Annotated in this window: 24 protein-coding genes; 19 read left to right on the forward strand and 5 right to left on the reverse strand. The window is 62.6% G+C overall.

Going from position 1 to position 24,710, the window contains the following annotated elements:
* Together glmS and glmU are read right to left on the reverse strand one after the other, a co-directional pair.
* A complete protein-coding gene (glmS, locus tag So717_RS15325) occupies nucleotides 1–1,821 on the reverse strand; it encodes a glutamine--fructose-6-phosphate transaminase (isomerizing) (protein ID WP_159978863.1) in 1,821 nt (606 codons plus the stop codon).
* Nucleotide 1,822: 1 nt separating this feature from the next.
* Nucleotides 1,823–3,175 carry a bifunctional UDP-N-acetylglucosamine diphosphorylase/glucosamine-1-phosphate N-acetyltransferase GlmU gene (glmU, locus tag So717_RS15330; RefSeq protein ID WP_159978865.1) on the reverse strand — a complete coding sequence of 451 codons (1,353 nt, stop codon included), beginning with the start codon at nucleotides 3,173–3,175 and terminating at the stop codon, nucleotides 1,823–1,825.
* A gap of 140 nt (nucleotides 3,176–3,315) precedes the next feature.
* Here glmU and So717_RS15335 point away from each other — a divergent pair, with 140 nt between their 5' ends.
* The 3 genes from So717_RS15335 (at nucleotide 3,316) to So717_RS15345 (ending at nucleotide 6,478) form a co-directional block, all read left to right on the forward strand.
* Nucleotides 3,316–3,981 carry an HAD-IA family hydrolase gene (locus tag So717_RS15335; protein ID WP_159978867.1) on the forward strand — a complete coding sequence of 222 codons (666 nt, stop codon included), beginning with the start codon at nucleotides 3,316–3,318 and terminating at the stop codon, nucleotides 3,979–3,981.
* A 46-nt stretch (nucleotides 3,982–4,027) separates the two neighbouring features.
* The gene (locus tag So717_RS15340; RefSeq protein ID WP_159978869.1) at nucleotides 4,028–5,236 is read left to right on the forward strand and encodes a DegT/DnrJ/EryC1/StrS family aminotransferase; all 1,209 of its coding nucleotides are present in this window, start codon (nucleotides 4,028–4,030) and stop codon (nucleotides 5,234–5,236) included.
* Nucleotides 5,237–5,314: 78 nt separating this feature from the next.
* On the forward strand, nucleotides 5,315–6,478 hold the full coding sequence (locus tag So717_RS15345) for an isovaleryl-CoA dehydrogenase (RefSeq protein ID WP_159978871.1): 1,164 nt from the start codon (nucleotides 5,315–5,317) through the stop codon (nucleotides 6,476–6,478).
* A 46-nt stretch (nucleotides 6,479–6,524) separates the two neighbouring features.
* On the opposite strand, the gene So717_RS15350 is transcribed toward So717_RS15345, so the two are convergent.
* Nucleotides 6,525–7,127, reverse strand: a complete 603-nt coding sequence (locus tag So717_RS15350) for an OmpW/AlkL family protein (RefSeq protein WP_159978873.1) — start codon at nucleotides 7,125–7,127, stop codon at nucleotides 6,525–6,527.
* Between the two features lie 134 nt (nucleotides 7,128–7,261).
* Between So717_RS15350 and So717_RS15355 the strand changes: the two genes are divergently transcribed.
* The 9 genes from So717_RS15355 to So717_RS15395 all read left to right on the forward strand — a co-directional run bounded on the left by So717_RS15355 (nucleotide 7,262) and on the right by So717_RS15395 (nucleotide 16,913).
* Entirely contained in the window at nucleotides 7,262–7,579 is a 318-nt protein-coding gene (locus So717_RS15355; protein WP_159978875.1) for a hypothetical protein, read from the forward strand.
* 40 nt (nucleotides 7,580–7,619) lie between these two features.
* Nucleotides 7,620–9,224 carry a carboxyl transferase domain-containing protein gene (locus tag So717_RS15360; protein ID WP_159978877.1) on the forward strand — a complete coding sequence of 535 codons (1,605 nt, stop codon included), beginning with the start codon at nucleotides 7,620–7,622 and terminating at the stop codon, nucleotides 9,222–9,224.
* Between the two features lie 10 nt (nucleotides 9,225–9,234).
* Nucleotides 9,235–9,657 carry an ASCH domain-containing protein gene (locus So717_RS15365; RefSeq protein WP_159978879.1) on the forward strand — a complete coding sequence of 141 codons (423 nt, stop codon included), beginning with the start codon at nucleotides 9,235–9,237 and terminating at the stop codon, nucleotides 9,655–9,657.
* Nucleotides 9,654–10,343 carry a hypothetical protein gene (locus tag So717_RS15370; RefSeq protein ID WP_159978881.1) on the forward strand — a complete coding sequence of 230 codons (690 nt, stop codon included), beginning with the start codon at nucleotides 9,654–9,656 and terminating at the stop codon, nucleotides 10,341–10,343. Before So717_RS15365 ends, So717_RS15370 begins: the two co-directional genes overlap by 4 nt.
* Before the next feature lie 3 nt (nucleotides 10,344–10,346).
* Complete coding sequence (locus tag So717_RS15375; protein ID WP_159978883.1) at nucleotides 10,347–12,281, forward strand: ATP-binding protein; 1,935 nt, start codon at nucleotides 10,347–10,349, stop codon at nucleotides 12,279–12,281.
* Nucleotides 12,278–12,943, forward strand: a complete 666-nt coding sequence (locus So717_RS15380) for a glutathione S-transferase family protein (RefSeq protein ID WP_159978885.1) — start codon at nucleotides 12,278–12,280, stop codon at nucleotides 12,941–12,943. The genes So717_RS15375 and So717_RS15380 overlap by 4 nt, the downstream gene beginning before the upstream one ends.
* A 57-nt stretch (nucleotides 12,944–13,000) precedes the next feature.
* Complete coding sequence (locus tag So717_RS15385) at nucleotides 13,001–13,870, forward strand: hydroxymethylglutaryl-CoA lyase (protein WP_159978887.1); 870 nt, start codon at nucleotides 13,001–13,003, stop codon at nucleotides 13,868–13,870.
* Entirely contained in the window at nucleotides 13,863–14,645 is a 783-nt protein-coding gene (locus So717_RS15390) for a crotonase/enoyl-CoA hydratase family protein (protein WP_159978889.1), read from the forward strand. The genes So717_RS15385 and So717_RS15390 overlap by 8 nt, the downstream gene beginning before the upstream one ends.
* A 93-nt stretch (nucleotides 14,646–14,738) precedes the next feature.
* A complete protein-coding gene (locus So717_RS15395) occupies nucleotides 14,739–16,913 on the forward strand; it encodes a thiamine pyrophosphate-dependent enzyme (RefSeq protein WP_159978891.1) in 2,175 nt (724 codons plus the stop codon).
* Here So717_RS15395 and So717_RS22335 read toward each other — a convergent pair.
* Together So717_RS22335 and So717_RS22665 are read right to left on the reverse strand one after the other, a co-directional pair.
* Nucleotides 16,908–17,345, reverse strand: a complete 438-nt coding sequence (locus tag So717_RS22335; protein ID WP_368854958.1) for an ester cyclase — start codon at nucleotides 17,343–17,345, stop codon at nucleotides 16,908–16,910. The two genes, So717_RS15395 and So717_RS22335, sit on opposite strands and share 6 nt — an antisense overlap.
* Nucleotides 17,258–17,662, reverse strand: coding sequence for an ester cyclase (locus So717_RS22665; protein ID WP_368854959.1), 405 nt, complete (start codon nucleotides 17,660–17,662; stop codon nucleotides 17,258–17,260). Before So717_RS22665 ends, So717_RS22335 begins: the two co-directional genes overlap by 88 nt.
* On the opposite strand from So717_RS22665, the gene So717_RS22670 reads away from it, so the two are divergent.
* The 7 genes from So717_RS22670 (at nucleotide 17,567) to hisD (ending at nucleotide 24,695) form a co-directional block, all read left to right on the forward strand.
* A complete protein-coding gene (locus tag So717_RS22670) occupies nucleotides 17,567–17,848 on the forward strand; it encodes a hypothetical protein (RefSeq protein ID WP_368854960.1) in 282 nt (93 codons plus the stop codon). The two genes, So717_RS22665 and So717_RS22670, sit on opposite strands and share 96 nt — an antisense overlap.
* Nucleotides 17,849–18,007: 159 nt before the next feature.
* Nucleotides 18,008–19,087 (forward strand): ABC transporter ATP-binding protein, encoded by a 1,080-nt coding sequence (locus tag So717_RS15405; protein WP_159978893.1) that lies wholly within the window; start codon nucleotides 18,008–18,010, stop codon nucleotides 19,085–19,087.
* Between the two features lie 85 nt (nucleotides 19,088–19,172).
* Nucleotides 19,173–20,390, forward strand: coding sequence for an ABC transporter substrate-binding protein (locus So717_RS15410; RefSeq protein WP_159978895.1), 1,218 nt, complete (start codon nucleotides 19,173–19,175; stop codon nucleotides 20,388–20,390).
* 126 nt (nucleotides 20,391–20,516) lie between these two features.
* Nucleotides 20,517–21,542 carry a carbohydrate ABC transporter permease gene (locus So717_RS15415; protein WP_159978897.1) on the forward strand — a complete coding sequence of 342 codons (1,026 nt, stop codon included), beginning with the start codon at nucleotides 20,517–20,519 and terminating at the stop codon, nucleotides 21,540–21,542.
* Nucleotides 21,542–22,699 carry a carbohydrate ABC transporter permease gene (locus tag So717_RS15420; RefSeq protein ID WP_159978899.1) on the forward strand — a complete coding sequence of 386 codons (1,158 nt, stop codon included), beginning with the start codon at nucleotides 21,542–21,544 and terminating at the stop codon, nucleotides 22,697–22,699. The genes So717_RS15415 and So717_RS15420 overlap by 1 nt, the downstream gene beginning before the upstream one ends.
* Before the next feature lie 124 nt (nucleotides 22,700–22,823).
* A complete protein-coding gene (locus tag So717_RS15425; RefSeq protein ID WP_159978901.1) occupies nucleotides 22,824–23,354 on the forward strand; it encodes an ester cyclase in 531 nt (176 codons plus the stop codon).
* A gap of 12 nt (nucleotides 23,355–23,366) precedes the next feature.
* Nucleotides 23,367–24,695: a histidinol dehydrogenase gene (gene hisD, locus So717_RS15430; protein WP_159978903.1), complete on the forward strand. Its 1,329-nt coding sequence runs from the start codon at nucleotides 23,367–23,369 to the stop codon at nucleotides 24,693–24,695.
* Nucleotides 24,696–24,710 lie beyond the last annotated feature (15 nt).

Consider the following 24,710-nt stretch of genomic DNA (forward strand, 5'->3'; position numbering starts at 1 on the left):
CTATTCCACCGTGACCGATTTGGCGAGATTGCGCGGCTGGTCGACGTCTGTGCCTTTGGCGACTGCTGTATGGTAGGCAAGCAGCTGCGCCGGGATTGCATACAGGATTGGGGCCAATACATCCGGCACCGTGGGAAGCGTTATGGTCGCAAAGGCACCTTCGCCCGCATCCTCGACACCCTGCCTATCGGACACGAGGATCACGCGGCCCTTGCGTGCCATGACCTCCTGCATGTTGCTCACCGTCTTGTCGAAGAGCGCGTCACGTGGTGCCATGACCACAACGGGCACATATTTGTCAACCAGCGCAATGGGCCCGTGTTTAAGTTCGCCTGATGCATAAGCTTCAGCATGTATGTAGCTGATTTCTTTCAGTTTAAGCGCGCCTTCATGGGCGAGAGGATACATCGCACCACGCCCCAGAAAGAGTACGTCTCGGGCTTCGGCCAGCCGCAGTGCTGCCGCCTGCATTTGCTGATTGGCTTCAAGCGCGGTTGCGATCAGGCTGGGCATACTGCGCAAGGCTGACAGATGATCCGACAGGCTGCGATCATCGATCTCGCCGCGGTCATGAGCCGCTTTGAGCGCAAGAATGAAGAGAACGGTCAGCTGGCAGGTGAAGGCCTTGGTGGAGGCGACACCTACTTCGACACCGGCGTGAATTGGCAAAACCAGATCGCTTTCGCGGGCAATCGAGCTTTCTGAGACATTCACCACCGAGACGATCTTGTCGGCTTTATCCGCGCAATAGCGCAGCGCGGCGAGCGTGTCTGCCGTCTCCCCGGATTGGCTGACGAAGAGCGCTGTGGTCCGTGCAGGCACGGGCGGCTCTCGGTAGCGGAATTCGGAGGCCACGTCGACGTCCACCGGCAGCCGCGCGATTTGCTCGAACCAGTATTTCGCCGTCAGGCAAGCAAAGTAGGCGGTGCCACAGGCGACCATGCTGAGGCGGTCGATCTTAGCAAAGTCGAGACCGGGCTCCGGCAGATGGATGTTGCCGTTGTGATCCAGATAGTTGCTGAGCGCTTCACCGATAACCGTCGGTTGCTCGGCAATTTCCTTTGCCATGAAGTGTTTATGGCCGCCTTTGTCGATCAGCGTATCGCCGATCTGTACGGTTTTTACCGGGCGATTGGCCAGCGATCCATTGGCGTCACGGATTTCGACGCCTTCGCGGGTGACCACGGCCCAGTCGCCTTCCTCAAGATAGCTGATCCGGTCAGTCAGCGGGGCCAGTGCAATGGCATCCGAGCCCACGAACATCTCCCCTTCGCCATGACCGATGGCCAGAGGAGACCCCTTGCGGGCTGCGACGATCAGGTCATCTTCGCCCGAAAACAGAAAGGCCAGCGCAAAAGCTCCCTCCAGCCGTCCAAGGGTTTGCTTGGCCGCCTCGACCGGGCCTGCGCCCTGTTTCATGTGGTGCTCGGTCAGCAGGGCGATGGTTTCTGTGTCGGTCTCTGTGACAAAACCGACACCATGATCGGCCAGTTCCGCGCGCAACTCGCGGAAATTCTCGATGATGCCGTTGTGCACCACAGCCACGGGACCCGCCTGATGCGGGTGTGCGTTAGTCACGCTGGGCGCGCCATGGGTGGCCCAACGGGTGTGACCGATGCCGGATTTGCCGGTCAACGGCTCGTGCATCAGAAGATCAGAGAGGTTGATCAGCTTGCCAACCGCGCGGCGGCGATCCAGTTGGCCGTCCTCGACCGTGGCAATGCCCGCGCTGTCATACCCGCGATATTCCAGTCGTTTCAGCGCTTCCACCAGGATTGGTGCGGCTTCATGACTGCCCAGTACCCCTACAATTCCACACATTTTAGCTGCCTCTTTGCAGTTTGGCTTTGCGAGCCTTTAACATTTCGAACAATTTTACCGCCATGCCGGGTTTTTCCACCTGCGGGGCACGCGCAATCGCCAATGCCTCCGGCTCGACATCTGATGTGATGACCGAACCGCTCCCGGTCATCGCCCGATCCCCGATCGAGACGGGGGCGACAAGCATGGTGTTGGAGCCGATGAAGACCGCGTCGCCGATTTCAGTGCGATGTTTCAGCACGCCATCGTAGTTGCAGGTGATTGTGCCCGCACCAACGTTGGTTTTGGCCCCCAAAGTGGCATCACCGATATAGCTCAGGTGGTTGACCTTGGTGCCTTCGCCGATCTGCGCGTTTTTGACTTCAACAAAATTCCCTATGCGGCTGTTTTCGCTCAGTTCTGCGCCTGGCCGCAGCCGCGCATAAGGGCCAACAATCGCGCCGCGCGCCACATGGCAGCCTTCCAGATGCGAAAACGCCCGGATGGTCGCTCCGGACTCGACTGTGACGCCGGGGCCGAAAACGACATTCGGTTCAATCACAGTGTCCCGGCCGATCACCGTATCAAAGGCGAAGTGCACACTGCCCGGGGCGGGCATGGTCACACCGCTGTTAAAGGCCGCGCTGCGCGCGCGGGCCTGAAACGCCGCCTCGGCCTCAGCAAGCTCGGCCCGGGTGTTGATGCCCAGTGTTTCGCTTTCCTCGCAGGTCACCACTGTCGCCGACAGCCCGCGCGCGCGGGCCAGACCTACGATCTCCGTCAAGTAGTACTCGCCCGCCGCATTGTCATTGCCGACGGCCTCAATGAGATCGAACAGCAGCGCGGCCCGGCAGGCGATCACCCCGCTGTTGCAGAGCGTGATCGCACGTTCCGCCTCTGACGCGTCTTTGAACTCGACAATCCGGTCGAGTTGATCGCCCTGCATCACGAGGCGGCCATAACGGCCTGGATCCTTGGCCTGAAATCCCAGGACAACCACATCATGCGCGCCTTGCGCCTCTACCATCGCCGTCAGCGTCTCAGGCCGGACGAAGGGTGTGTCGCCAAACAGAACGATGGCGGTGCCCTCGAAATCGCCCAAGGCTGGCCGCGCTTGCGCTGCGGCATGCGCGGTGCCCAGTTGTTCGGTCTGTTCCACGACCTGCGCTGCCTCATCATAGTCGAGCGCCGCTTTGCGCACGTGCTCCACGCCATGGCCAGCCACAACAACTGTGCGTTCGGGCGCCAGGCTTGCGCCTGCGCGCATGGCATGAACCAGGAGCGGGGCGCCTGCCAGCGGGTGCAAGACCTTGGGCAGGTCGGAGTTCATGCGTGTGCCCTTGCCAGCAGCCAGAACGATCAATCCGGTGTTCATAATGTTTCTCTTTGTGTTCTGCTTGGGCTCTGTTTATCCATCTGGCGCAGCGGCGCAAGGCGCGGGCTCATCAAAGAAGGTTGCGGCCTGCAATATGTTTAGGCGGTGCTTTGCGCAGGGCAAGGGGGCGGGGAGCAACCATGAAATCGGTCATATTTGACCTCGACGGGACGCTGGCAGACACCAGCGGAGATCTGATAGCGGCGGCCAACGCATGTTTCCGCGACATGGGCGCCGGTGACGTGCTCGATCCGTCAAGGGACGCCGCGACCGCGTTGCGCGGCGGTCGGGCGATGCTGACCCTCGGCTTGAAGCGCCTCGATCACGCAGATGGGGCTGGCCTCATCGATCACTATTACCCTGTGTTGCTGGAGGCGTATGGCGCGGCGATCGACGTGCATACGCATCTCTACCCGGGCGCGATGGAGGCAGTGGAGAGGCTCAAGGCCGCAGGCTACGGTGTAGGCATCTGCACCAACAAGCCAGAGGGTTTGGCACATAGTCTTCTGCGGCGTCTGGGCGTGCGAGATGCCTTTGCCTCGCTTGTAGGAGCGGATACCTTGCCAGTGCGCAAGCCGGACCCAGAGCCGCTGTTTGAGGCCGCGCGCCGCACCGGGGGGGACCCGGCGCGATGTGTGCTGATCGGCGACTCCGATACCGACCACAAGACCGCCCGGGCTGCGGGTGTGCCTTGTGTCCTTGTGACATTCGGCCCGGCGGGTGGGGACATGGCTGCGCTCGAACCCGAAGCATTGCTGGACGACTACCGTAACTTGCCCGCTCTGATAGGTCGTCTGCTGGCTTGACCGCGCCCGCCGCCGCCTGCAATGTCGGCGAACATGAGGGCAGCGGATGACCGAGATCTTTAGAGGCAGTTTTACCCAGCAGGAGCCGATCCCGGAGGCGGGGATTGAGGCCGCGCTGAAGGTCATGCGCGGCGGTCGGTTGCATCGCTACAACACGAGCCCCGATGAGGTCGGCGAGACGGCTCTGCTGGAGCAGGAGTTCGCAGCAACGGTCGGGGCGACGTATTGCCTTGCGGTTGCTTCGGGTGGCTACGCAATGGCGACGGCGCTGCGGGCGGTTGGCGTGCAGCCGGGCGACCTGGTGCTGTCGAACGCCTTCACGCTGGCCCCGGTGCCGGGGGCAATTGCGGCGGTCGGGGCCAAGCCTGTCTTTGTGGGCGTGACCGAAGACCTGACCATCGACCTTGACGATCTGCGCGCCAAGGTGGGGCAGGCGAGGGTGCTTCTGCTCAGCCATATGCGCGGGCACATCTGCGACATGGATGCGCTGATGGAGATCTGCGATGGCGCGGGCATCAAGGTGATCGAGGATTGCGCGCATACGATGGGCGCGGCGTGGAACGGTGTGCCCTCCGGTCGGCATGGTATCGCGGGCTGCTACTCCTGCCAGACCTACAAGCATGTGAACTCCGGTGAGGGTGGCTTCCTGGTGACCGACGATGTGGAGGTTGCGGCGCGGGCGGTGATGCTATCGGGCTCTTACATGCTTTACGAGCGGCATTTGGCGGCACCGCCGAAGGAGGCTTTTGAGACGATCCGTTATGAGACGCCGAATATCTCGGGCCGGATGGACAATCTGCGCGCGGCGATCCTGCGCCCGCAGGTGGCGGATCTGGCGACGCAATGCGCCCGTTGGAACGAGCGCTACCTGCGGCTGGAGGCGGGGCTGCGCGGCACGCCGGGGCTGAGAGTGATCGAGCGGCCCGAGGCCGAGACCATCGTGGGCTCGTCCATTCAGGTGTTGCTACTGGATTGGGCGCCCTCGGACGTGCAGGCCGTGGTGGCCCGCTGTGCGGCGCGGGGGGTGGAACTCAAATGGTTCGGCGGGGCGGAGCCGGTTGGCTTTACCAGCCGTTATGACAGCTGGCGCTATGCCGAAACCCCGCGCATGCCCGCGTCGGACCGGGTGCTGGCCGGTATCCTCGACATGCGCGTGCCGCTGACCTTTTCGCTGGAAGACTGTGACCTCATTGCCCGTATCATCCGGGCCGAGGTGGGCGCCGTCTATCAGGAGCAGTCGACCGCTGCGGAGTAGGCCGCCCGCTTGACCGGTGCGGTCCGCTATGACATTAATGAACGCGTGTTCAATAAATTCTGAGGGGAGGTCCGCGCGATGTTCATGGCCACCATGGCATTCGATCTGGGCGAGGATGTGAACGCGCTGCGCGAGGTCGTGCACCGCTGGGCGCAGGACCGCGTCGCCCCGATGGCCGCCGAGATCGACACGAAAAACGCTTTCCCGCCAGAGCTTTGGCCCGAGATGGGCGCGCTGGGACTGCTGGGCATCACGGTTGGGGAAGAGTTCGGCGGCGCCAGCATGTCCTACCTCGCGCATACCGTCGCCATTGAGGAAATCGCACGGGCCAGCGCCTCGGTCTCGCTGTCCTACGGGGCGCATTCCAATCTTTGCGTGAACCAGATCAAGCTGAATGGCACGCAGGAGCAGAAAGAGAAATACCTGCCGGGGCTGATTTCGGGCGAGCACGTGGGCGCGCTGGCGATGTCCGAGGCAGGCGCGGGTTCCGACGTGGTCTCGATGAAACTGCGCGCCGAAAAGCGCAACGATCACTACCGGCTGAACGGCACGAAGTACTGGATCACGAACGGGCCGGATGCCGACACGCTGGTGGTCTATGCCAAGACCGACCCGGATGCCGGGTCAAAGGGCATCACCGCCTTTCTGATCGAGAAGGAGATGACCGGCTTCTCGACCTCACCACATTTCGACAAGCTGGGGATGCGTGGCTCGAACACGGCGGAGCTGATCTTTGAGGACGTCGAGGTGCCCTTCGAGAATGTGCTGGGCGAAGAGGGTAAAGGGGTGCGTGTGCTGATGTCCGGCCTCGATTATGAGCGTGTCGTGCTGGCGGGCATCGGCACGGGCATCATGGCGGCCTGCCTCGATGCGATCATGCCCTATCTCAGCGAGCGCAAGCAGTTCGGCCAGCCCATCGGAAGCTTCCAGCTGATGCAGGGCAAGATTGCGGACATGTATACCGCGATGAACTCGGCGCGCGCCTATGTCTATGAGGTGGCCAAGGCCTGCGACCGGGGGGATGTGACGCGACAGGATGCGGCGGCCTGCTGTCTCTATGCCTCTGAGGAGGCGATGAAACAGGCGCATCAGGCGGTGCAGGCGATGGGGGGCGCAGGGTTCTTGAACGACAGCCCTGTGGCTCGGATTTTCCGGGATGCAAAGCTGATGGAGATCGGCGCCGGCACGTCAGAGATCCGCCGCATGCTCGTGGGCCGCGAGTTGATGGCGGCGATGGGCTGACCCGATGGGAGGGACCGGATCAGCCCAGCGTGATGCGCCGCGTGCCTCAGAACTTATGCACGTAGGCGACGCCAAAGAGGAACGGGTCGATCTCGGCAGTACCGATATCCGCGCCGTTCAGGCTCGCGTCGGTGTCAATGTCGAACCAGCGCACATTGGCCCGCAGCCAACCGTTCTCGCTGATCTTGTAGTCAAGGCCGACCTGCACCGAGATCCCAAAGGAATCGTCCAGCTCAAGCGTGCCAAGGCTGGTCTCTTCCTCGAAGAAGGTGGTGTAGTTGATACCAGCACCGATGTAGGGCTTCCACGGGCTCGCATTGGTGAAGTGGTAGTTCACCGACAGGGTCGGCGGCAGGTGCCTGGTGGTGGCCGCAGGCGAGCCGCCCAGCGAAATCTCATGCTCGAAGGGGGTCGCGGCCAGCAATTCGATCCCGATGTTGTCGCGTATGAAATATTCGAAGGTCAGCGTGAGCGCCTCATCGCTGGCAATGGTGGCCGCCGATCCGGCGAGCGTGCCGTTGTCGGATTTCGGGTCGACGCTGCCGACACCGATCCCGAAGGTCCAATCACCTTGGGATTGCGCGAATCCGGGCAGAGCGCAGACCGCAAGGGCGCTGCTCAGAAGGAGGGTTTTGACGGTGACTCTCATTGGTTTTTTCCTTCCGTTATCGAGTTCGCTCATGTCATGCACCCTGTGGATTGCTGCTGCATTGATACAGATCAACAGGGGTACGGTGCCGCCTGTGCGAAAACGCCGCAGGAGGTCTGTGGTGTGGGGGTCTGATGCCAAGGTGGATATGGTTCGCACCGCTGACGCTCCTGATCCTGGCAGGGGCTGTCTGGGCGTTTCGCTGGGGCTGGATCGCAGCGACAATCACCGAAACGGATGTGATCAACATCTATACGCAGCGGTATCTGTCGGAAGGCGGCGCAACGGCGCGCCTGACCGATTGTACGGCCGTACCGGGCCAGCAGTCCGGTGTCTGGATTGTGGTGCGCTGTGTGGGGGCAGAGGCCCGTTTCGACTATCCGGTCGACCGCTTCGGCCGGTTGCGGGCGGTTCCCGCGCCGCAGCGTGCAACAGACGCGCCGGAAACATGATAGGCTTGGCGGCGGGACTGCGCTGCAAGGAGGGCGTGGCATGAAACTTAGATCACAGGCGCTGCCCTCTTCGGAAGGGTTTCAGAGCAACCGCAAGGCGCATCTGAAGGCGCTCGCCGAAATCGCTGAGGCGGCTGAAGCGGCGGCCTTGGGGGGCGGCGAGAGGTCGCGTGCGCGGCATGTGAGCCGGGGCAAGATGCTGCCGCGCGAGCGGGTGGCGAACCTGCTGGACCCCGGCAGCCCGTTTCTGGAGGTGGGCGCCACGGCGGCCCATGGCTTGTACGACGGCGCGGCGCCTTGCGCGGGGGTGATCGCGGGTGTGGGTCAGGTGCAGGGGCAGGAGGTCATGGTCGTGTGCAACGACGCCACAGTGAAGGGCGGCACCTATTATCCCATGACCGTGAAAAAGCACCTGCGCGCACAAGAGATCGCGCAGGAGAACCATCTTCCTTGCGTCTATCTCGTGGACAGCGGTGGGGCCAACCTGCCCAATCAGGATGAGGTCTTCCCCGACCGCGATCACTTTGGCCGCATCTTCTACAACCAGGCGCGGATGTCGGCGATGGGCATTCCGCAGATCGCCGTGGTCATGGGCTCTTGCACGGCGGGCGGCGCCTATGTGCCTGCCATGTCCGACGTGACGATCATTGTGCGGGATCAGGGCACGATCTTCCTCGCGGGGCCACCGCTGGTGAAAGCGGCGACTGGAGAAGTGGTCAGTGCCGAAGATCTTGGCGGTGGCGATGTGCATACACGGCTGAGCGGGGTGGCGGACTATCTGGCGGAAGATGACGCTCACGCCTTGGCGTTGGCGCGGCGGGCTGTGGCGTCGCTGAACCGGGCAAAGCCCGCAACTGTGCAGTGGGAAGCCCCGGAAGAGCCAGCCTATGAGCCCGAAGAGCTTCTGGGCGTGGTGCCTGCCGATCTGCGCACCCCTTATGACATTCGCGAGGTGATCGCACGGCTGGTGGATGGCTCGCGCTTTGACGAGTTCAAGCCACGCTTTGGCGAGACTCTCGTGACCGGCTTTGCCCATCTGAAGGGCTGCCCCATCGGAATCATTGCCAACAATGGGGTGCTGTTCTCGGAAGCTGCGCAGAAGGGTGCGCATTTTGTCGAACTGTGTTCGCAACGCCGCATCCCACTGGTGTTCTTGCAGAATATCACCGGCTTCATGGTCGGGCGGACCTATGAAAACGAAGGCATCGCGCGGCACGGGGCCAAGATGGTGACGGCCGTGGCCTCGACCAATGTGCCGAAAGTCACCTTACTGGTGGGCGGCTCCTTTGGCGCAGGCAACTATGGGATGGCCGGGCGCGCCTATTCACCACGGTTCCTCTGGACATGGCCCAATTCGAGGATCTCTGTCATGGGCGGGCCACAAGCGGCGGGCGTTCTGGCCACGGTAAAACGTGACGCAATAGAGCGCGCAGGCGAAAGCTGGTCGGCTGAGGCGGAAGCTGCGTTCAAGCAGCCAACCATCGATATGTTCGAACGCCAAAGCCACCCGCTCTACGCTTCGGCGCGTCTCTGGGATGACGGGGTGATCGACCCGCGCCGCAGCCGCGACGTGCTCTTCCTGTCGCTCTCTGCCGCCCTGAATGCTCCAATCGAAGAGACACGTTTTGGCGTGTTCCGGATGTGAGGGCGCGAAGATGGTGACGCTCGCAGAGGTCAAAGCACGCTATCCAGACGCAGAAGTGTTCAGCTTTGGCGATACTCCGGAGTTGATTGCAGTGCTGACGGCACTCGTGCGCTCCGGCGCCAAGCGCGCGACCTGCTCTGCGGTCGTCGATATCGAGGCGGGTCGACAGGAAGCCCCGCAGGTTGGCCGCCGCGACATCGCACTGGGGCCGGGTGGCGCCCCTGCGCTGGTCATCGAAACGCTCGAACTGCGAGAAACGACCTGGGAGACGATGCCGGAGGAGATGGCTCTGGCGGAAGGAGAGAACGAGACGCTCGAAGGCTGGCGCGCCGATCACAAGAGTGAGTATGAGCGCCATGGCATCTTTGCCCCGGACATGGGGCTGATCTGGGAACGTTTCGAGGTCATTGAGGATTTCGGAGAGGACCCATGAAAGGCATCCGCGCGCTTGGGGATCGGATTGTGGATACCGTCGGCGGGTTGAGCCTGCCCAAGCTGGGCCGGGAGGTAGAGCTGCCGGTCTATCTCATCCACAATTCTCCGGATGCCGAAGATTATTTTTTCATCTTCGATTTTGAGGATTTCGTGGAGCAGTCGCGACAAGGCTGGTTTGTGCGACCCAAGCTGCGGCTTTGGGCCGGGCGGTCTGACTTCAACCGCCGGGCCTTTGCCCGGCTGTTCCGCGAGAGCTTTGCGCAGGAGTTCGAGCTGGCGCGGGTCGAGCTGGCCCGACGGCCTGAGGCCAAGCGCGGTTGGTTTGGTGGGCTGCCCGGGTTCTTTCGGGACATCGCGGCGCCGTCGATCCCGGGGATGCTGGCGAACCTTGTGCTGCTCGTTGCGGTCTCGGCAGGCGGCAAGGTGCTGGGGCAGATCCTGCCTGCCAGCTGGACGCGGCAGAAAACGGATGCGCAGAAGCTCGAAGAGGGTATCACCGAGACCCAGGGCAAGGTGGACGCAGCGCTCAGCGAAATCGAGATTTCGCTGCATATGGAGCTTTACCGGCACGCCTGGCGCGGTCAGCCGCCGGGGCGGCTGACCGGTGTGGAGTATGATGCCTGGCCGCTGCCGAATTACGTGCGGCAGCATCTGGAGGACGGGACCTCGGGGTCGTGGTGGTAAGAGATGTTTGACAGAATTCTGATTGCAAATCGGGGCGAGATCGCCTGTCGGGTGATGGAGACGGCGCAGGGCCTGGGTGTGTCTTGCGTGGCGGTCTATTCGGATGCGGATGCGGGCGCGAAACATGTGGCGATGGCGGATGTGGCGGTGCACATCGGCGGGGCCGCCCCGGCGGAGAGCTATTTGCGCGGCGATGTGATCATTCAGGCAGCTTTGGACACCGGCGCTCAGGCGATCCACCCCGGCTATGGGTTTCTGAGCGAGAACCCGGAGTTTGTGGAGGCGGTTGAGGTGGCGGGGCTCACCTTCATCGGGCCGTCGGCATTGGCGATCCGGGCGATGGGTCTGAAAGATGCGGCGAAGGCGCTGATGGTCGAGGCGGGCGTCCCGGTGGTGCCGGGCTATCACGGCGCCGATCAGGACGACGCGCTGCTGGCGGCTGAGGCCGAGGCGATCGGCTATCCGGTGCTGATCAAGGCGGTCGCTGGCGGCGGCGGCAAGGGCATGCGGCTGGTGGAGGATGCGTCGGGCTTTGCGGCGGCGCTGGCCTCGGCGCGCAGCGAGGCGCAGACAGCCTTTGGCAACTCTGACGTGCTGGTCGAGAAATTCGTGACTCAGCCGCGCCATATCGAAGTGCAGGTCTTTGGGGACGGCACCAGCGCCGTGCATCTTTTCGAACGGGATTGTTCCTTGCAGCGGCGGCACCAGAAGGTGATCGAAGAGGCGCCTGCTCCGGGGATGACGGAGGAGATGCGCGCGGCGATGGGTGCCGCAGCCGTGCGCGCGGCGACGGCCATCGGGTACTGCGGCGCGGGCACGGTGGAATTCATCGTCGATGGGTCGGGCGAACTGAAACCTGACAACTTCTTCTTCATGGAGATGAACACACGGTTGCAGGTAGAGCACCCTGTGACCGAAGCGATCACGGGTGTCGATCTCGTGGAGTGGCAGTTGCGGGTGGCCGCAGGCGAAGGCCTCCCGACCGCGCAGGAGCACCTGTCGATCAACGGGCATGCATTCGAAGCGCGGCTTTACGCCGAAGATGTGCCTGCCGGGTTCCTGCCCGCGACCGGCACGTTGAGCCACTTGCGGTTTCCTGACGGGGTGCGGGCAGACAGCGGCGTGCGTGCGGGCGATACAATCAGCCCGTTTTACGACCCGATGATTGCCAAGGTGATTGTGCAGGGGCCGACGCGGGCAGTGGCATTGAAACGGCTGTCGGCAGCGCTGAAGGCCACGCAAGTGGGCGGCACGGTAACCAACCTCGCCTTTCTCGGAGCCTTGGCCGGGCACGCCGGGTTTGGGCGCGGGGAGGTCGATACGGGATTGATTGCGCGAGATCTTGAGACTCTGACAGCGGCGCCGGAAGTCGCGCCGCGACATCTTGTGGTGGCGGGTATGGCCGCACTCGACCTGCTGGAGCCGGGTGAGATGGCGGGCTTCACGCTCTGGCAGCTCTTACGGCACTCCGTCACGTTGGTCGCGCAGGAGGTGCGCCATGAGGTGAGCGTCGAAGTGCTCTCACCTGTTCGCCAGCGATGGTATGTCAATGAGGAAGAGATCATCGCGGAGCGCCTGGGCGAGTGCTGGCAGATTGGTGGTGTGCCAGCACCTGCGGTGGCGGTCGCCGGGTCATTGGTCACTGTTTTTGATCGCTATGGGCTGACGATCGCTGTGGTGGACCCGCTGGACCAGGCTGTGGGTGCAGCAGGCGATGGCAATCTGATCGAAGCGCCGATGCCGGGGCTTGTGAAGGCGGTTGACGCTGTGCCGGGTCAGGCTGTGTCTCAGGGTGACCGGCTGGCGGTGCTGGAGGCGATGAAGATGGAACACAGCCTGCTCGCCGCGCGCGATGGTGTGGTGGCTGAGGTTTTGGCTGCGGCTGGCGATCAGGTTGAGGCTGGGGCGGCGCTGATCCGATTGGAGGCAGAGGCATGATCACGTTGCATCATTGTCCGCAGACGCGTTCGATGCGGACGCTTTGGCTTTTACATGAGCTGGGCGTGGAGTTCCAGCTGCGCAGCTATCCCTTTGATCGGACCTTGCGGGAACCGGAGTTTCTGAGCCTGTCGCCCGCCGGGCGGGTGCCCGCGCTGGAGATCGACGGCGAACGGATGTTCGAGACAGGCGCGATCACCGAATATCTCTGCGAGCGGTTCAGCCCGGACGGGCTGGGCCGGAGCCCGGGGAGCCCTGACCGGATGAGCTGGCTGGTATGGCTGCATTTCGCTGAGACTGTGAGCCAGCATACGGCGGCGCTGACCCAGCAGCATGTGGCGCTTTATGAAGATGATATGCGCAGCCCGATTGTCATGAAGCTGGAAGCCGCGCGCGTGGCCAAGTGCTATGCTGCGATCGAGGCGCGGCTTCAGACACCGATTGAAAGCCGGGACCATCTGCTGACCAGCGGGTTTTCGGCAGTTGATATTTCTGTCGGCCAGGCAGTCTACATGGCACGGCATTTCGTGGCACTGGATGATTTTCCGGCGACTGCGGCGTGGTATGATCGGATCACGGCGCGGTCTGGGTTTGAGGCGGCGCTGCCGGATGGTGACGGGATTTACGACCGGGCGTTCTATGCACCTTGGCCGGTGGACTAGGAGGCGGCGGCGGATGCATATTTTGGGAACAATGAAGATGGGGCGAAGGAGTGACTGATGAGCCTTGGGCCGTGTGAGATCTTTGAGGTGGGCCCGCGGGACGGGTTGCAAAACGAAGCCCGGGATATTCCCGTGGCGGAGAAGGTGGCGCTGGTTGATTGTCTGAGCCGGGCGGGGTTTTCGCGGATTGAGGTGGCGAGTTTTGTCTCACCCAAATGGGTGCCACAGATGGCCGGATCAGCGCAGGTGTTGGCTGGCATCACTCGGGCTGACGGTGTTCGCTACGCCGCGCTGACGCCAAACCCGCGCGGGTTTGCCGATGCCAAAGCTGCGGGTGTGGATGAGGTCGCCGTCTTTGCTTCCGCCTCCGAAGGGTTTTCCAAGGCAAATGTGAACGCCAGCATTGCCGAGAGCCTTGCGCGGTTTGCGCCTATACTGGAGGACGCGCGGCACATTGATCTACCGGTGCGCGGCTATGTCTCCTGCGTGGTCGAATGCCCTTACGATGGCACCGTTAAGCCTGCGGCAGTGGCGGACGTGGCCGACAAGCTCTTTGCGATGGGGTGCTATGAGATCAGCCTGGGCGACACAATCGGGGCGGGGACTCCCGACAGCATTGCGCGCATGCTGCTTGCTGTGCGCGATGTGGTGCCGGTGGGGCGGCTGGCCGGGCATTACCACGACACGCATGGTCGAGCGCTTGAAAACATTGATACGTCCCTGAGCCTCGGCCTGCGGGTCTTTGATGCGGCTGTCGGGGGTTTGGGCGGGTGCCCCTATGCGCCGGGGGCTGCGGGCAATGTGGCGACCGAGGCCGTGGCGCGGCACCTCGCGGCACTTGGGTACGACACGGGGCTCGATCTTGCTGTCATTGATGAAGCTGCTGCCATGGCGCAAGCGATGCGCGGTGAGAGTGCTCATGTTTGACACCCTCCGGATCGAAACCGACGCGCGCGGCATTGCGACACTGACGTTGAACCGGCCCGACAAGCACAATGCGATGTCGGCGCAGATGCTGGTCGAGCTGACCGACGCCGCCGAACAGTTGGGCGCAGATGACAGGGTTCGGGCCGTTGTGCTCACAGGGGCAGGGGGCAGCTTTTGCGCTGGGGGTGATCTGGCCTGGATGCAGGCGCAGCGAGAGATGGACAGGGCGACCCGCAGTGCCGAGGCCCGCAAGCTCGCCACCATGCTGGAGGTGTTGAATACCTTGCCAAAACCATTGATCGGGAAGGTGCAGGGGAATGCCTTTGGCGGCGGGGTTGGGCTGGCATGCGTCTGCGATGTGGCGGTTGCATGTGACACTGCCCGGTTTGGATTTACCGAGACGCGGCTGGGACTCATTCCGGCCACCATCGGGCCCTATGTCCTGGCGCGTATGGGCGAGGGCCGGGCGCGGCGGGTCTTCATGTCGGCCCGCATCTTTGATGCGGCGGAGGCGGTTGATCTGGGGCTTGTCGCGCGGGTTGTGCCTCAGCAGGAGTTGGCGGAGGCGGTGGAGGCGGACGTGCGCCCCTATCTCTCCTGCGCGCCTGGGGCTGTCGCTGCGGCAAAGCGCCTGGCACGGGATCTGGGCCCGCAGATCAACGCGGCCGTGGTGGATCGCACCGTTGCGGCGCTTTCGGCGCAATGGGAGACGCCCGAGGCCGATGAAGGCATCAGCGCGTTCTTTGACAAGCGAAAGCCGCGCTGGGTGACGTAGCCACCCGTTGGTGCCCCTGCTGCAGGGGTCTATGTGCTCTTCCCCGCCTTTCTAGTCTGGCGTAAGAGGCAAGGGCAATCAGCTGAGGGTGCCATGGACCGGGTCCAGATCGTACATGACAATTTCCTGCGCCGCGTGGCCAACGGTGATTTTCCTGCCGGTACGCCGCCTGTGGGGTCGCTGGAGCCGACAACGGCCTTGACGCTCTACCGCGCGCAGGTCGCCAGCCGCGCACTCGACATCCAGAGCCGGGCGATGCAAAGCGCGGGGCAGGGGTTTTATACGATTGGCTCCTCAGGCCACGAAGGAATGGCTGCCGTGGCGCAGGCGCTGCGCATCGATGATATTGCTTTCCTGCACTACCGCGATGCGGCCTTCCAACTGGCGCGTGCGGCGCAGGCCGGACAAACGGGCATGATCCGGGATATGCTGCTCAGCTTTGCCTGTTCGTCGAAAGACCCGACAAGCGGCGGGCGCCACAAGGTGCTGGGCAGCAGGCCTTTGATGATCCCTCCGCAGACGTCGACGATTGCCAGCCACCTGCCCAAGGCGTTGGGCGCGGCCTACAGCCTCGGCTTGGCGCGCCGCCACGCGCCGGAGCATCGCGTTTTGCCCGAAGACGGCCTTGCCATGGTCAGCTTTGGCGACGCCTCGGTCAATCACTCCACCGCGCAAGGCACCATCAATGCGGCGGGGTGGGCCAGCGCGCAGAGCGGGCCGCTGCCGCTGCTGATGGTCTGCGAAGACAATGGCATCGGCATCTCCACCAAGACACCCAAAGGATGGATCAAAGCCTCGCTGCAGCATCGCCCCGGGTTGCGGTATTTCGAGGCCAACGGGTTGGATATGTTCGAAACCTATGCGGTGGCCTTCGCGGCGGCGGATTTTGTGCGTCGCCAACGCAAGCCGGCGGTGCTGCATCTGAAGATGGTGCGGCTTTACGGTCATGCGGGCGCGGATGTGGCCACCAGTTACCTGCCCCGAGCCGAAGTCGAGGCTGAGGAGGCCAATGATACGCTGCTGCATTCCGCGCGTCTGCTGACAGAAGCGGGGGCCGCGTCCGCCGCGGATCTTCTGCACATCTATGAACAGACCTTGGAGGAGGTTGCGGCGGAAGCCATGCAGGTCGTCAAGGAGCCGCACTTGAAGACGGCGCAAGATGTCATGTCCAGCCTGATCCCGCCCGCCCGGGTTTGCGCGCCCAGCAACGTGCCGGACCCCGCCGCGCGCGCAGATGTTTTTGGCAAGGACCTGGCGCAGATGGACAGCCCCCAGCCCATGTCCCGCCTGATCAACTGGGCGCTGCATGATCTGATGCTGGCTCACCCCGAGACCTTGATCATGGGCGAAGACGTGGGTCGCAAGGGCGGTGTCTACGGCGTGACCCAAAAGCTGGAAGCGCGGTTTGGCCGAGACCGTGTGATCGACACGCTTTTGGATGAGCAATCCATCTTGGGTCTGGCCATCGGCACGGCGCACAACGGCTTTCTGCCGATGCCTGAGATCCAGTTCCTCGCGTATCTGCACAACGCCGAAGACCAACTGCGCGGCGAGGCGGCGACGCTGCCGTTCTTCAGTTGCGGTCAGTGGACGAACCCGATGGTGCTGCGCATTGCGGGGCTGGGCTACCAGAAGGGCTTCGGTGGGCATTTCCACAACGACAACTCGCTGGCCGTGCTGCGCGACATTCCGGGCCTCGTGATCGCCTGCCCCTCCACCGGTGCTGATGCGGCCCGCATGCTGCGCGAATGCCACCGCCTGGCGCGGGAAGAGCAGCGGGTCTGTGTCTTTGTCGAGCCGATTGCCCTTTATCCCATGCGCGACCTCGCAGCACCGGGTGACGAAGGTTGGATGACGCGCTACCCCGAGCCTGACCAGCGCGCAGCGCTTGGTCAGGTCGGGGTGCACGGGGATGGCACGGATGTGGCCATCGTGACCTATGGCAATGGGCATTACCTGTCGCGACAGGCGCAGCAGTTGTTGGCGGAGGACGGTATTGCGGTGCGCGTGATTGACCTGCGCTGGCTGGCGCCGCTGCCGGAGGCCGCCCTGCTCGAAGCGGCGGGGCCTTGCGCTGAGCTGCTGATCGTCGACGAGTGCCGCCGGACCGGCGGGCAGGCCGAAGCGCTTATGGCACTCTTTGCAGAACAGGGCCGCCTTGCCGCGCGCTACGCGGCGGAGGACAGCTTCATCGCTACCGGGCCTGCCTATGCGGCCACGCTGCCCTCGCGCGACGGGATTGTCACGGCGGTCAAAGCGCTCTTATGACAGCGCGTTGGACCGGGCGATCAGATCCACACCCATCTGCTGCATGAGATCCATGTAGTCGAGCAGCACCCAGTTCTCGGCAATCTTGCCGTTCGCGCAGCGGTAGAAATCCATCACTCGCAGGGTCAGCGCTCGGCCTGTGGGTGCAACACCCAGATAGGGGCCTTGATGGGTCATGGTCATGGAGGGCCAGCCCGAGACAGCGGCGTAGTTGCCATCGCCGATCCGGCAGTAGTGGTTCCCGCCTTTGCGGTCTGGGAAGGCGGCCAGAAACGGGGCCCGGTGATCCTTTACGAACCCCTCCCACCGGTAGTTCGACCCGATCCCGCAGGGCCCGTACCACATCATGTCATCTGCCCAGTAGCCATTGGTGCCCGTTTGTCCCTTTGACCCACCCGTGGCGGGGTCATAGATGTGCAGATCCGCCAGCATCGCCTCCACCAGATCCAGGCTCGCCACACCGTCGCCGGTTTTCGGCAGCACGCCGTCGTGGGTTGCAGGGCCGGGAAAAAGCCCTTCCAGCCCAAGCTGACCACCAAACGGGTCGCGCCCGGCCGCCGCATCAGATCCGGCAGATCGAGGATGATTCGCGCCTGGGTTATGCGCCCATCCTCGACGCGGTAGAACTCCCCCGCGCGCAAAAACGCTAGCCGATGCGAGGGTTCGATGCCAAAAAAAGCGGCATCAAAAGTGCCAACGTAGTGCGCCACCGCAGCAATCCACTGCCCGCCCCCGGCGCGCCGGTTCATCCCGGTGATGAATATTTCGTCTCTCCGATAGACATGTCGCAGAGCCGCGCGCAGAGGTGTGTAAAACCCGTCTATGATGACCTCACACCCCTGCAGACGGCCCAATGGGTGCGAGATTTCAAAGACGCACTCCGGGTGCAGAAGCTGGCGAAATGTGGCGTCACCCGCAGCAAGCCCTGTGTTTAACAAATCGTGAATCTTGTGCTGAAGATCGGGCATCGGTTGGCATCCTGGATGAGCGGTTTAATATTTGCACACGTGTGCAAAAAATCCTTGCCAAGTGCCGCGCCCGATGTCTAGCGTCAATACAACCTGGGAAAACAGGTCTGCGACAGCGGGGGACTTATGGCCGAAATTCAACTTCGGAACGTCAATAAACGGTGGGGCAGCTTTGTCGGTGTCGACAATTTCGACCTCACCATTGCCGATCAGGAATTCCTCGTGCTGCTGGGGCCGTCGGGCTGTGGCAAGACCACCACGATGCGCATGATCGCCGGGCTGGAGGACGCCACGGACGGTGACATCATCATTGACGGGCGCGTGGTCAACGATCTCGACCCAAAAGACCGCGACGTGGCCATGGTGTTCCAGTCATACGGCCTCTATCCGAACATGAACGTCTATGAGAATATCCGCTTCCCGCTGAAGGTGCGCAAAGTGCCCGAGGCCGAACACGACGAACGCGTGCGCCGCGCCTCAGCGATGGTGGAGTTGGACGATTTCCTGCACCGCAAACCGGCGGAGCTGTCGGGCGGTCAGCGCCAGCGCGTGGCGCTTGCCCGTGCGATTGTACGCGAGCCGAATGTCTTTCTCATGGACGAGCCGCTCTCGAACCTTGATGCCAAGCTGCGCGTCTCGACCCGCGCGCAAATCAAGAACCTCAGCCACGAGCTGAAGGTCACCACCGTCTACGTAACCCACGACCAGATCGAAGCGATGACGCTGGCCGACCGCGTCGTGGTCATGAAACAGGGCAAGGTGCAGCAGGTGGGTACGCCGACCGACATCTATGATCATCCGGCGAACACTTTTGTGGCCAGTTTCATCGGCAGCCCCGCGATGAACCTGATGGATGGCACGCTGCAGGGCGGCACGTTCTCTGGCGATAATGTGTCGATCTCGGGACTGAGCGCCCCGGATGGTCCTGTCACGTTGGGGTTCCGCGCGGAGGATGCGACCCTCGCCGAAGGGGCCAGCGGCCAGATCACGGCACCGATCTACACCATCGAGCTTCTGGGCGACGCGACCATGCTGACCGTGCGCGCGGGCGGGCAGCTTGTCTCGGTCAAGGCGCACAAGGAATACCGCGCCGAGATTGGCGATATGGTCTCTTTCTCAGTGCCCGTGGGCATCTGCCACCTCTTTCACAAGGACAGCGGTATGCGTCTTGAGACAGGCGCCGATCAACACGCCGAGATCGCGTGACCCGACACGCCCCGGCGTCGGGGCCAACCAAAGGGTGCAGCCTTGCAAGATGCACCCGAAGCCAACTGCAACAGGGAGTTTGCATATGTTTTTGAAGAGAATTGCTTTGGCGGGGGCCGTCTCGCTCATGGGAAGCGCGGCACTGGCCTGTTCCTACCAGAACGAGGTTCCGATCAAGTCGCTGAGCGCCGGATTTGAGGCGTGGAAAGCCGTGACGGACGCGATGGCCGAATGCGGGAACTTCCAGGCGGAGCTGGATCAGGAGTTTCGCAAAAAGCAGCCCGCCGCCTTTGAGGCCAACCCCTCGCTCTACCACATCGGCGGGGTGGCCAATGGCACCATCACGCCGCTGCTGAATGCGGGCACCATCCGCCCGCTGGATGATCTGGTCGAGAAATACGGCCAGACCCTCAAACCCAATCAGCTCATTCGCATCAATGGTCAGATCATGGCGGTCGCGATGATGGTGAACACGCAGCACCTGATGTACCGCTCCGACGTTCTGGCGGATCTGGGCATTGCAACCCCCACCACCTGGGATGAGGTCTACGCCGCAGCGGCCAAGATCAAAGAGGCTGGCGTGATGGAGTATCCGCTGGGTGCGACGATGAAGTCGGGCTGGAACATCGCGCAGGAATTCGTGAACATGTACCCGGCCCATGGCGGTGCGTTTTTCAATGCGGATAACACAACGGCGGTGAACTCGGATGCGGGGATGGCCGCACTTGAAACTATGAAGGCAGCGCTCGAATTCACCGACCCGGAGGTGCTGGTCAGCGATTCAACCTACGTTCAGCAGCAATTCCAGCAGGGCAAGATCGCGATGGCGAACCTCTGGGCCAGCCGCGCGGGCGCCATGGATGATGAGGCCGAAAGCCAGGTTGTGGGCAAGGTGGCCATGGCGGCAGCGCCAAAGGCTGTGGCCGATGGTGCACCGGCAACAACGCTCTGGTGGGATGGGATTGTGATTGCGAAAAACATCTCTGACGAGGAGGCTGAGGCGGCCTTCCGTCTGGCGATGGAAGGGCTTGATGCTGAGACCGTGCAGGGCGCCAATGACGCCGCGATCTGGCTAGTGGATGGCTACCAACCGACGGAGATTGCCCAAGGCGCAATCGCGACGGCAACCGCGAACCCGGCGCCGCCTGCGTACCCCTCGACCACTCAGATGGGGCTGCTGCACAGCGCGCTTGGCAACGAACTGCCGTCTTTCCTGACTGGAGAGCGCGACGCTGCAGCGACGTTGGCCGCGATTGAAGAGGCCTATACAACCTCCGCCAAGGAAGCGGGCGTTCTGAAGTAACACTGGCGCTGGCTGGGTCCGCCCGGCCAGCCTGCTTGCCCGGCTGGTGAGACAAACACATCACAAATGTGTTTTGCAAACTCTATCTGGTCAGTTTGCAAATCGATTTGACGCAAGGAGCGCGCCATGAAGTTCAAGACATTTGCAGCCTTTGTCGGCCCGTCGGTCTTCATGATGCTGCTCTTCATCGCGGCACCGCTTGTCAGTGTTTTCATTCAGAGTTTTCAGGTCACGCAACCGATCCTTGAACAGATCGAGGTGGAGACTTGCACCCCTGGTTTCCTAACCCAGACCTGCACCACGGAAATCAAGACCGTGCCCGCACTGGATGAGAACGGCAAGACCATCACCGAGACGCGCTGGGTGGGTTTGCAAAGCTATCAGAACGTTTTGCAAATGGATAAATTCTGGTCGGCCATCGGCAATGGCAGCTGGAATCAGATCATGCAGATCGATTTCTGGAAAGCGCTGCGCTTCACCCTGACCTTCACGCTTTTGACGCTGCCTCTGGTCATCGGGGTCGGGCTCGCCATTGCGCTTGCGGTGAACAACGCTACGCGCAGCATCCGCGGTCCAGTTATCTTCGTGTCGCTGCTGCCGTTCATCATTACCCCGGTTATCGGCTCACTGTCGATCTACTGGCTCTTTGTGGGTGACGGCATCCTGACCGTCATGCTGGAGAGGTGGTCAGGGCAAAATATCTCCATGTTTGCGCAGTCCTGGACGATCGAAATTCTGATGTATTTCTACCAGGTCTGGCATGTGGCCCCCTTCGCCTTCGTGATCTTCTACGCCGGGCTGCAGACCGTGAACATGGATACGCTGGAATCCGCAGTGATCGATGGCGCCAGCCGTTGGGAACGGCTGCGCCATGTGATCGTGCCGCATCTGATGCCGCTGATCATTTTTATTTCGCTCATCCACCTGATGGACACCTATCGCGCCTTCGAGGTCATCGTTGGCTTCCGCAGTCAGGCGCATGTGATCTCGCTGCAGTGGCTGACCTATGACTTCATGACGCCGGATGACGCAGGCAACCGGGCGATGTCCCGCGCCTCGGCCAGCGCCATGCTGACCATGATTGGGATCGTATTCCTGCTGATCCTGCCGCTGCGCCGCACCTGGCGCGACCACAAAGGGAGCGCGCACTGATGTCGACCCCCAAGGCCATGCAGCAGTCCTTTGCACTGCGTTTCTCTTCCGGCGCCTTCCTCGCGATCTGGTGTCTGCTCGCTGCCTTCCCGATCTTCTGGATCACGGTGATGAGCTTCAAATCGCCCGTAGATGCTTTTGCCGACAGCCCTCTGGATGTGATTTTCGGCCCGGTCACCCGCGCGAGCGGCGATGGGCTTTCGGTCGTCGACATCGTACTTGGGCTGGTGGTGCTGTTTTTTGCGATCCGCTGGGCCTTCACGCGGTTGCCAGCGCTTGTGCGACAGTACTGCCCGCCGGGGTTGATCGTGTTGGGCTGGCTGGTCGGCGCTTTGGTCTATGCCATCGCTTTCGTGCTCGTGTTCTTCGGCCTGCTGCCGCTTATCCTCGGCCTGCTGAATGGCCTGTTGGGCCCGCTTGGCACGCCGGTGCTGGGGCTTACCACAGATCACTATGTTGCGGTCTGGGCGGAGAATGAGTTTTACCGCAACTTCCTCAACTCCATGCTGGTGACAGCGGGCGTTGTGACCATCTCGCTCACGGTGGGTACGCTGGCGGGCTATGGTCTCGCGCGCTCAGGCTCTGACCTGGCGTTCTGGTTGCTGATTTTTGCGCTGGTGTTCCGGGCGCTGCCGCACTCCGTCCTGGTGGCGGGCTATCTGCCGGTGTTCATCAATTCAAGTGAGATCCTGCGCCCGATCTTTGGCGAAGGCGCGCCCACGCTCTATGGCCAGCCTTGGGCGGTGATCGCGGTGCTGGTGTCGATCAACCAACCCTTCACCATCTGGATGCTGCGCAGCTTCTTCCAGAACATCCCCGCCGAGCTGGACGAGGCCGCCCGAGTGGATGGCTGCAGCCACTTCCAGGCGTTCCGCCGGGTGATCATGCCGGTGATGTGGCCCGGAGTGATAACCACAGGGCTGTTCTCCTTCCTACTGGGCTATAACGACTTCCTCGTGACCTCGCTGCTGCTCGATGCGCAAAACCAGACGATGGTTCCGGCCATTGCGGGCTATTTCAATCGTGAGACAACAACCACCGATCAGGTGGAGGCGGTCGCGGCGGCGGTCTCGATCACAGCACCCTTGTTCCTGCTGGTCATGATCTTCCAACGCCAGATCGTCAGCGGCCTGACAGCGGGGGCGGTGAAGGGCTGATGAGCAAACATGCCAGATCCGGCTTGATGCAGCGCCATCCGGCGCTGAACCGGATGCCACGGGATTTCATCAGCGGAGACGTGTCTTAGCCTACGCGTTTTCCATTTGATGACAGGAGCACCCGATGAAGGGATCCAGACCAGAGCAGGCCGTGCTGAGCAGAGACACGGATATGAGCAAAACAGAGGCCACCCGCGCTGTGATTGAAGGCATGGTTGATGGGCTGAACGACCACCGTATCGACGACATCGGTGCGTTTTTCGCCGAAAGCTTCCGCTGGATGGGCAATCATGGCTGCGGCATCAAAACCGGCTTGCGCGAGTTTCAGGACAACTGGCAGCGCCCGTTCCAGGCGGCCTTTTCGGACAAGATCTGCGTCGATGAAGCACGGCTTTATATGGGGGAATGGGCGGCGGCCTTTGGGCGGCAGGAGGCGACGCATTCGGGTGCTTTCATGGGCGTGGCCCCTACCGGTAAGCGGGTGGACATTCGCTATATGGATTTCTGGAAGGTGGAGGACGGCAAGATCATCGACAATTGGGTGATGGTCGATTTTCCGCATGTATTGGCCCAGCTGGGCGTGGATGTGTTCGGCGGCGAGGGCTGGGAAGCCTTTGACCGGGGTGAGAAAACTCCGCCGCGCCCCGATCAGTGAGGAGAGAGTGAGATGGCGATAGAGTATCTGAAACGTGGCAAATCCGACGCGGAGCGGGCGGATGATGATGCCAAGACACGAGCAGCGGTCGAAGGGACACTGGCTGATATCGAGGCGCGCGGCGATGTGGCCGTGCGGGAGTTGAGCGAGAAGTTCGACAGCTATTCGCCTGCCTCGTTCCGGCTCAGCCAGCAGGAGATTGACGACCTGATTGCGCAGCTCTCCCCGCGCGAGCTGGAGGACATCAAGTTCGCCCAGGAGCAGGTGCGGAATTTTGCGCAGGCGCAGCGGGATTCGATGCTGGATGTTGAGGTGGAGACGATGCCCGGTGTGATCCTCGGCCACAAGAACATCCCTGTGCAGTCGGTGGGCTGCTACGTGCCGGGTGGCAAATTTCCCATGGTGGCCTCGGCGCATATGTCGGTGGCGACGGCCAGTGTCGCGCAGGTGCCGCGCATCATCGCCTGCACCCCGCCATTTCAGGGCAAGCCCAACCCCGGTGTGATCGCGGCGATGCACCTGGGTGGCGCGCATGAGATCTATGTGATGGGCGGCATTCAGGCCGTGGGGGCCATGGCGCTCGGGACGGAGACCATTGACCCCGTGCATATGATCGTCGGGCCCGGCAATGCCTTTGTGGCCGAGGCCAAGCGCCAGCTCTTCGGGCGCGTTGGCATTGACCTCTTCGCCGGGCCGACCGAGACGATGGTGATCGCCGATGAGACCGTGGATGCCGAGATGTGCGCGACGGACCTGCTGGGGCAGGCCGAGCATGGGTATAACTCACCCGCGGTGCTGCTGACCAACTCCCGGGAGCTCGCCGAAGGGACCCTGGCCGAGATCGACCGGATCCTGCAGATCCTGCCGACGGCAGAGACCGCACGGGTGAGCTGGGAGGAGTATGGCGAGGTCATTCTCTGCGATAGCTATGACGAGATGCTTCAGGTGGCAGACGATGTGGCGAGCGAGCATGTGCAGGTGATGACCGATCGCGACGACTGGTTCCTCGCGCATATGACCTGCTACGGGGCGCTGTTCCTGGGCCCACGGACCAATGTGGCCAATGGCGACAAGGTGATCGGCACCAACCACACGCTGCCGACGAAGAAGGCGGGGCGGTATACCGGCGGGCTCTGGGTCGGCAAGTTCCTGAAAACACACAGTTATCAGAAGGTCACCACGGATGCGGCGGCGGCTGAGATCGGCGCTTACGGGTCGCGGCTTTGTATGCTGGAGGGCTTCGTGGGGCATGCCGAGCAGTGCAATCTGCGGGTGCGGCGCTATGGCGGGGTGAATGTGCCTTATGGTGAGGGCGCGCCCGCGGTGGAGGCGGCGGAGTAGGTGGGGGACGGCCGG

Source organism: Roseobacter cerasinus (genome assembly GCF_009811755.1).
Taxonomy (GTDB): Bacteria; Pseudomonadota; Alphaproteobacteria; order Rhodobacterales; family Rhodobacteraceae; genus Roseobacter; species Roseobacter cerasinus.

What these genes read in the sequence shown, in the direction of transcription:
- So717_RS15390 (WP_159978889.1), top strand. Translation starts at nt 13,863, where the DNA reads ATGTTTGACACCCTCCGGATCGAAACCGACGCGCGCGGCATTGCGACA.
- So717_RS15365 (WP_159978879.1), top strand. Translation starts at nt 9,235, where the DNA reads ATGGTGACGCTCGCAGAGGTCAAAGCACGCTATCCAGACGCAGAAGTG.
- So717_RS15350 (WP_159978873.1), bottom strand. Translation starts at nt 7,127, where the DNA reads ATGAGAGTCACCGTCAAAACCCTCCTTCTGAGCAGCGCCCTTGCGGTC.
- So717_RS15370 (WP_159978881.1), top strand. Translation starts at nt 9,654, where the DNA reads ATGAAAGGCATCCGCGCGCTTGGGGATCGGATTGTGGATACCGTCGGC.
- So717_RS15405 (WP_159978893.1), top strand. Translation starts at nt 18,008, where the DNA reads ATGGCCGAAATTCAACTTCGGAACGTCAATAAACGGTGGGGCAGCTTT.
- So717_RS22665 (WP_368854959.1), bottom strand. Translation starts at nt 17,662, where the DNA reads ATGAACCGGCGCGCCGGGGGCGGGCAGTGGATTGCTGCGGTGGCGCAC.
- So717_RS15335 (WP_159978867.1), top strand. Translation starts at nt 3,316, where the DNA reads ATGAAATCGGTCATATTTGACCTCGACGGGACGCTGGCAGACACCAGC.
- So717_RS15395 (WP_159978891.1), top strand. Translation starts at nt 14,739, where the DNA reads ATGGACCGGGTCCAGATCGTACATGACAATTTCCTGCGCCGCGTGGCC.
- glmS (WP_159978863.1), bottom strand. Translation starts at nt 1,821, where the DNA reads ATGTGTGGAATTGTAGGGGTACTGGGCAGTCATGAAGCCGCACCAATC.
- So717_RS15380 (WP_159978885.1), top strand. Translation starts at nt 12,278, where the DNA reads ATGATCACGTTGCATCATTGTCCGCAGACGCGTTCGATGCGGACGCTT.
- hisD (WP_159978903.1), top strand. Translation starts at nt 23,367, where the DNA reads ATGGCGATAGAGTATCTGAAACGTGGCAAATCCGACGCGGAGCGGGCG.
- So717_RS15340 (WP_159978869.1), top strand. Translation starts at nt 4,028, where the DNA reads ATGACCGAGATCTTTAGAGGCAGTTTTACCCAGCAGGAGCCGATCCCG.
- So717_RS22335 (WP_368854958.1), bottom strand. Translation starts at nt 17,345, where the DNA reads ATGCTGGCGGATCTGCACATCTATGACCCCGCCACGGGTGGGTCAAAG.
- So717_RS15415 (WP_159978897.1), top strand. Translation starts at nt 20,517, where the DNA reads ATGAAGTTCAAGACATTTGCAGCCTTTGTCGGCCCGTCGGTCTTCATG.
- So717_RS15355 (WP_159978875.1), top strand. Translation starts at nt 7,262, where the DNA reads ATGCCAAGGTGGATATGGTTCGCACCGCTGACGCTCCTGATCCTGGCA.
- So717_RS15345 (WP_159978871.1), top strand. Translation starts at nt 5,315, where the DNA reads ATGTTCATGGCCACCATGGCATTCGATCTGGGCGAGGATGTGAACGCG.
- So717_RS15360 (WP_159978877.1), top strand. Translation starts at nt 7,620, where the DNA reads ATGAAACTTAGATCACAGGCGCTGCCCTCTTCGGAAGGGTTTCAGAGC.
- glmU (WP_159978865.1), bottom strand. Translation starts at nt 3,175, where the DNA reads ATGAACACCGGATTGATCGTTCTGGCTGCTGGCAAGGGCACACGCATG.
- So717_RS15420 (WP_159978899.1), top strand. Translation starts at nt 21,542, where the DNA reads ATGTCGACCCCCAAGGCCATGCAGCAGTCCTTTGCACTGCGTTTCTCT.
- So717_RS15425 (WP_159978901.1), top strand. Translation starts at nt 22,824, where the DNA reads ATGAAGGGATCCAGACCAGAGCAGGCCGTGCTGAGCAGAGACACGGAT.
- So717_RS15385 (WP_159978887.1), top strand. Translation starts at nt 13,001, where the DNA reads ATGAGCCTTGGGCCGTGTGAGATCTTTGAGGTGGGCCCGCGGGACGGG.
- So717_RS22670 (WP_368854960.1), top strand. Translation starts at nt 17,567, where the DNA reads ATGCGAGGGTTCGATGCCAAAAAAAGCGGCATCAAAAGTGCCAACGTA.
- So717_RS15375 (WP_159978883.1), top strand. Translation starts at nt 10,347, where the DNA reads ATGTTTGACAGAATTCTGATTGCAAATCGGGGCGAGATCGCCTGTCGG.
- So717_RS15410 (WP_159978895.1), top strand. Translation starts at nt 19,173, where the DNA reads ATGTTTTTGAAGAGAATTGCTTTGGCGGGGGCCGTCTCGCTCATGGGA.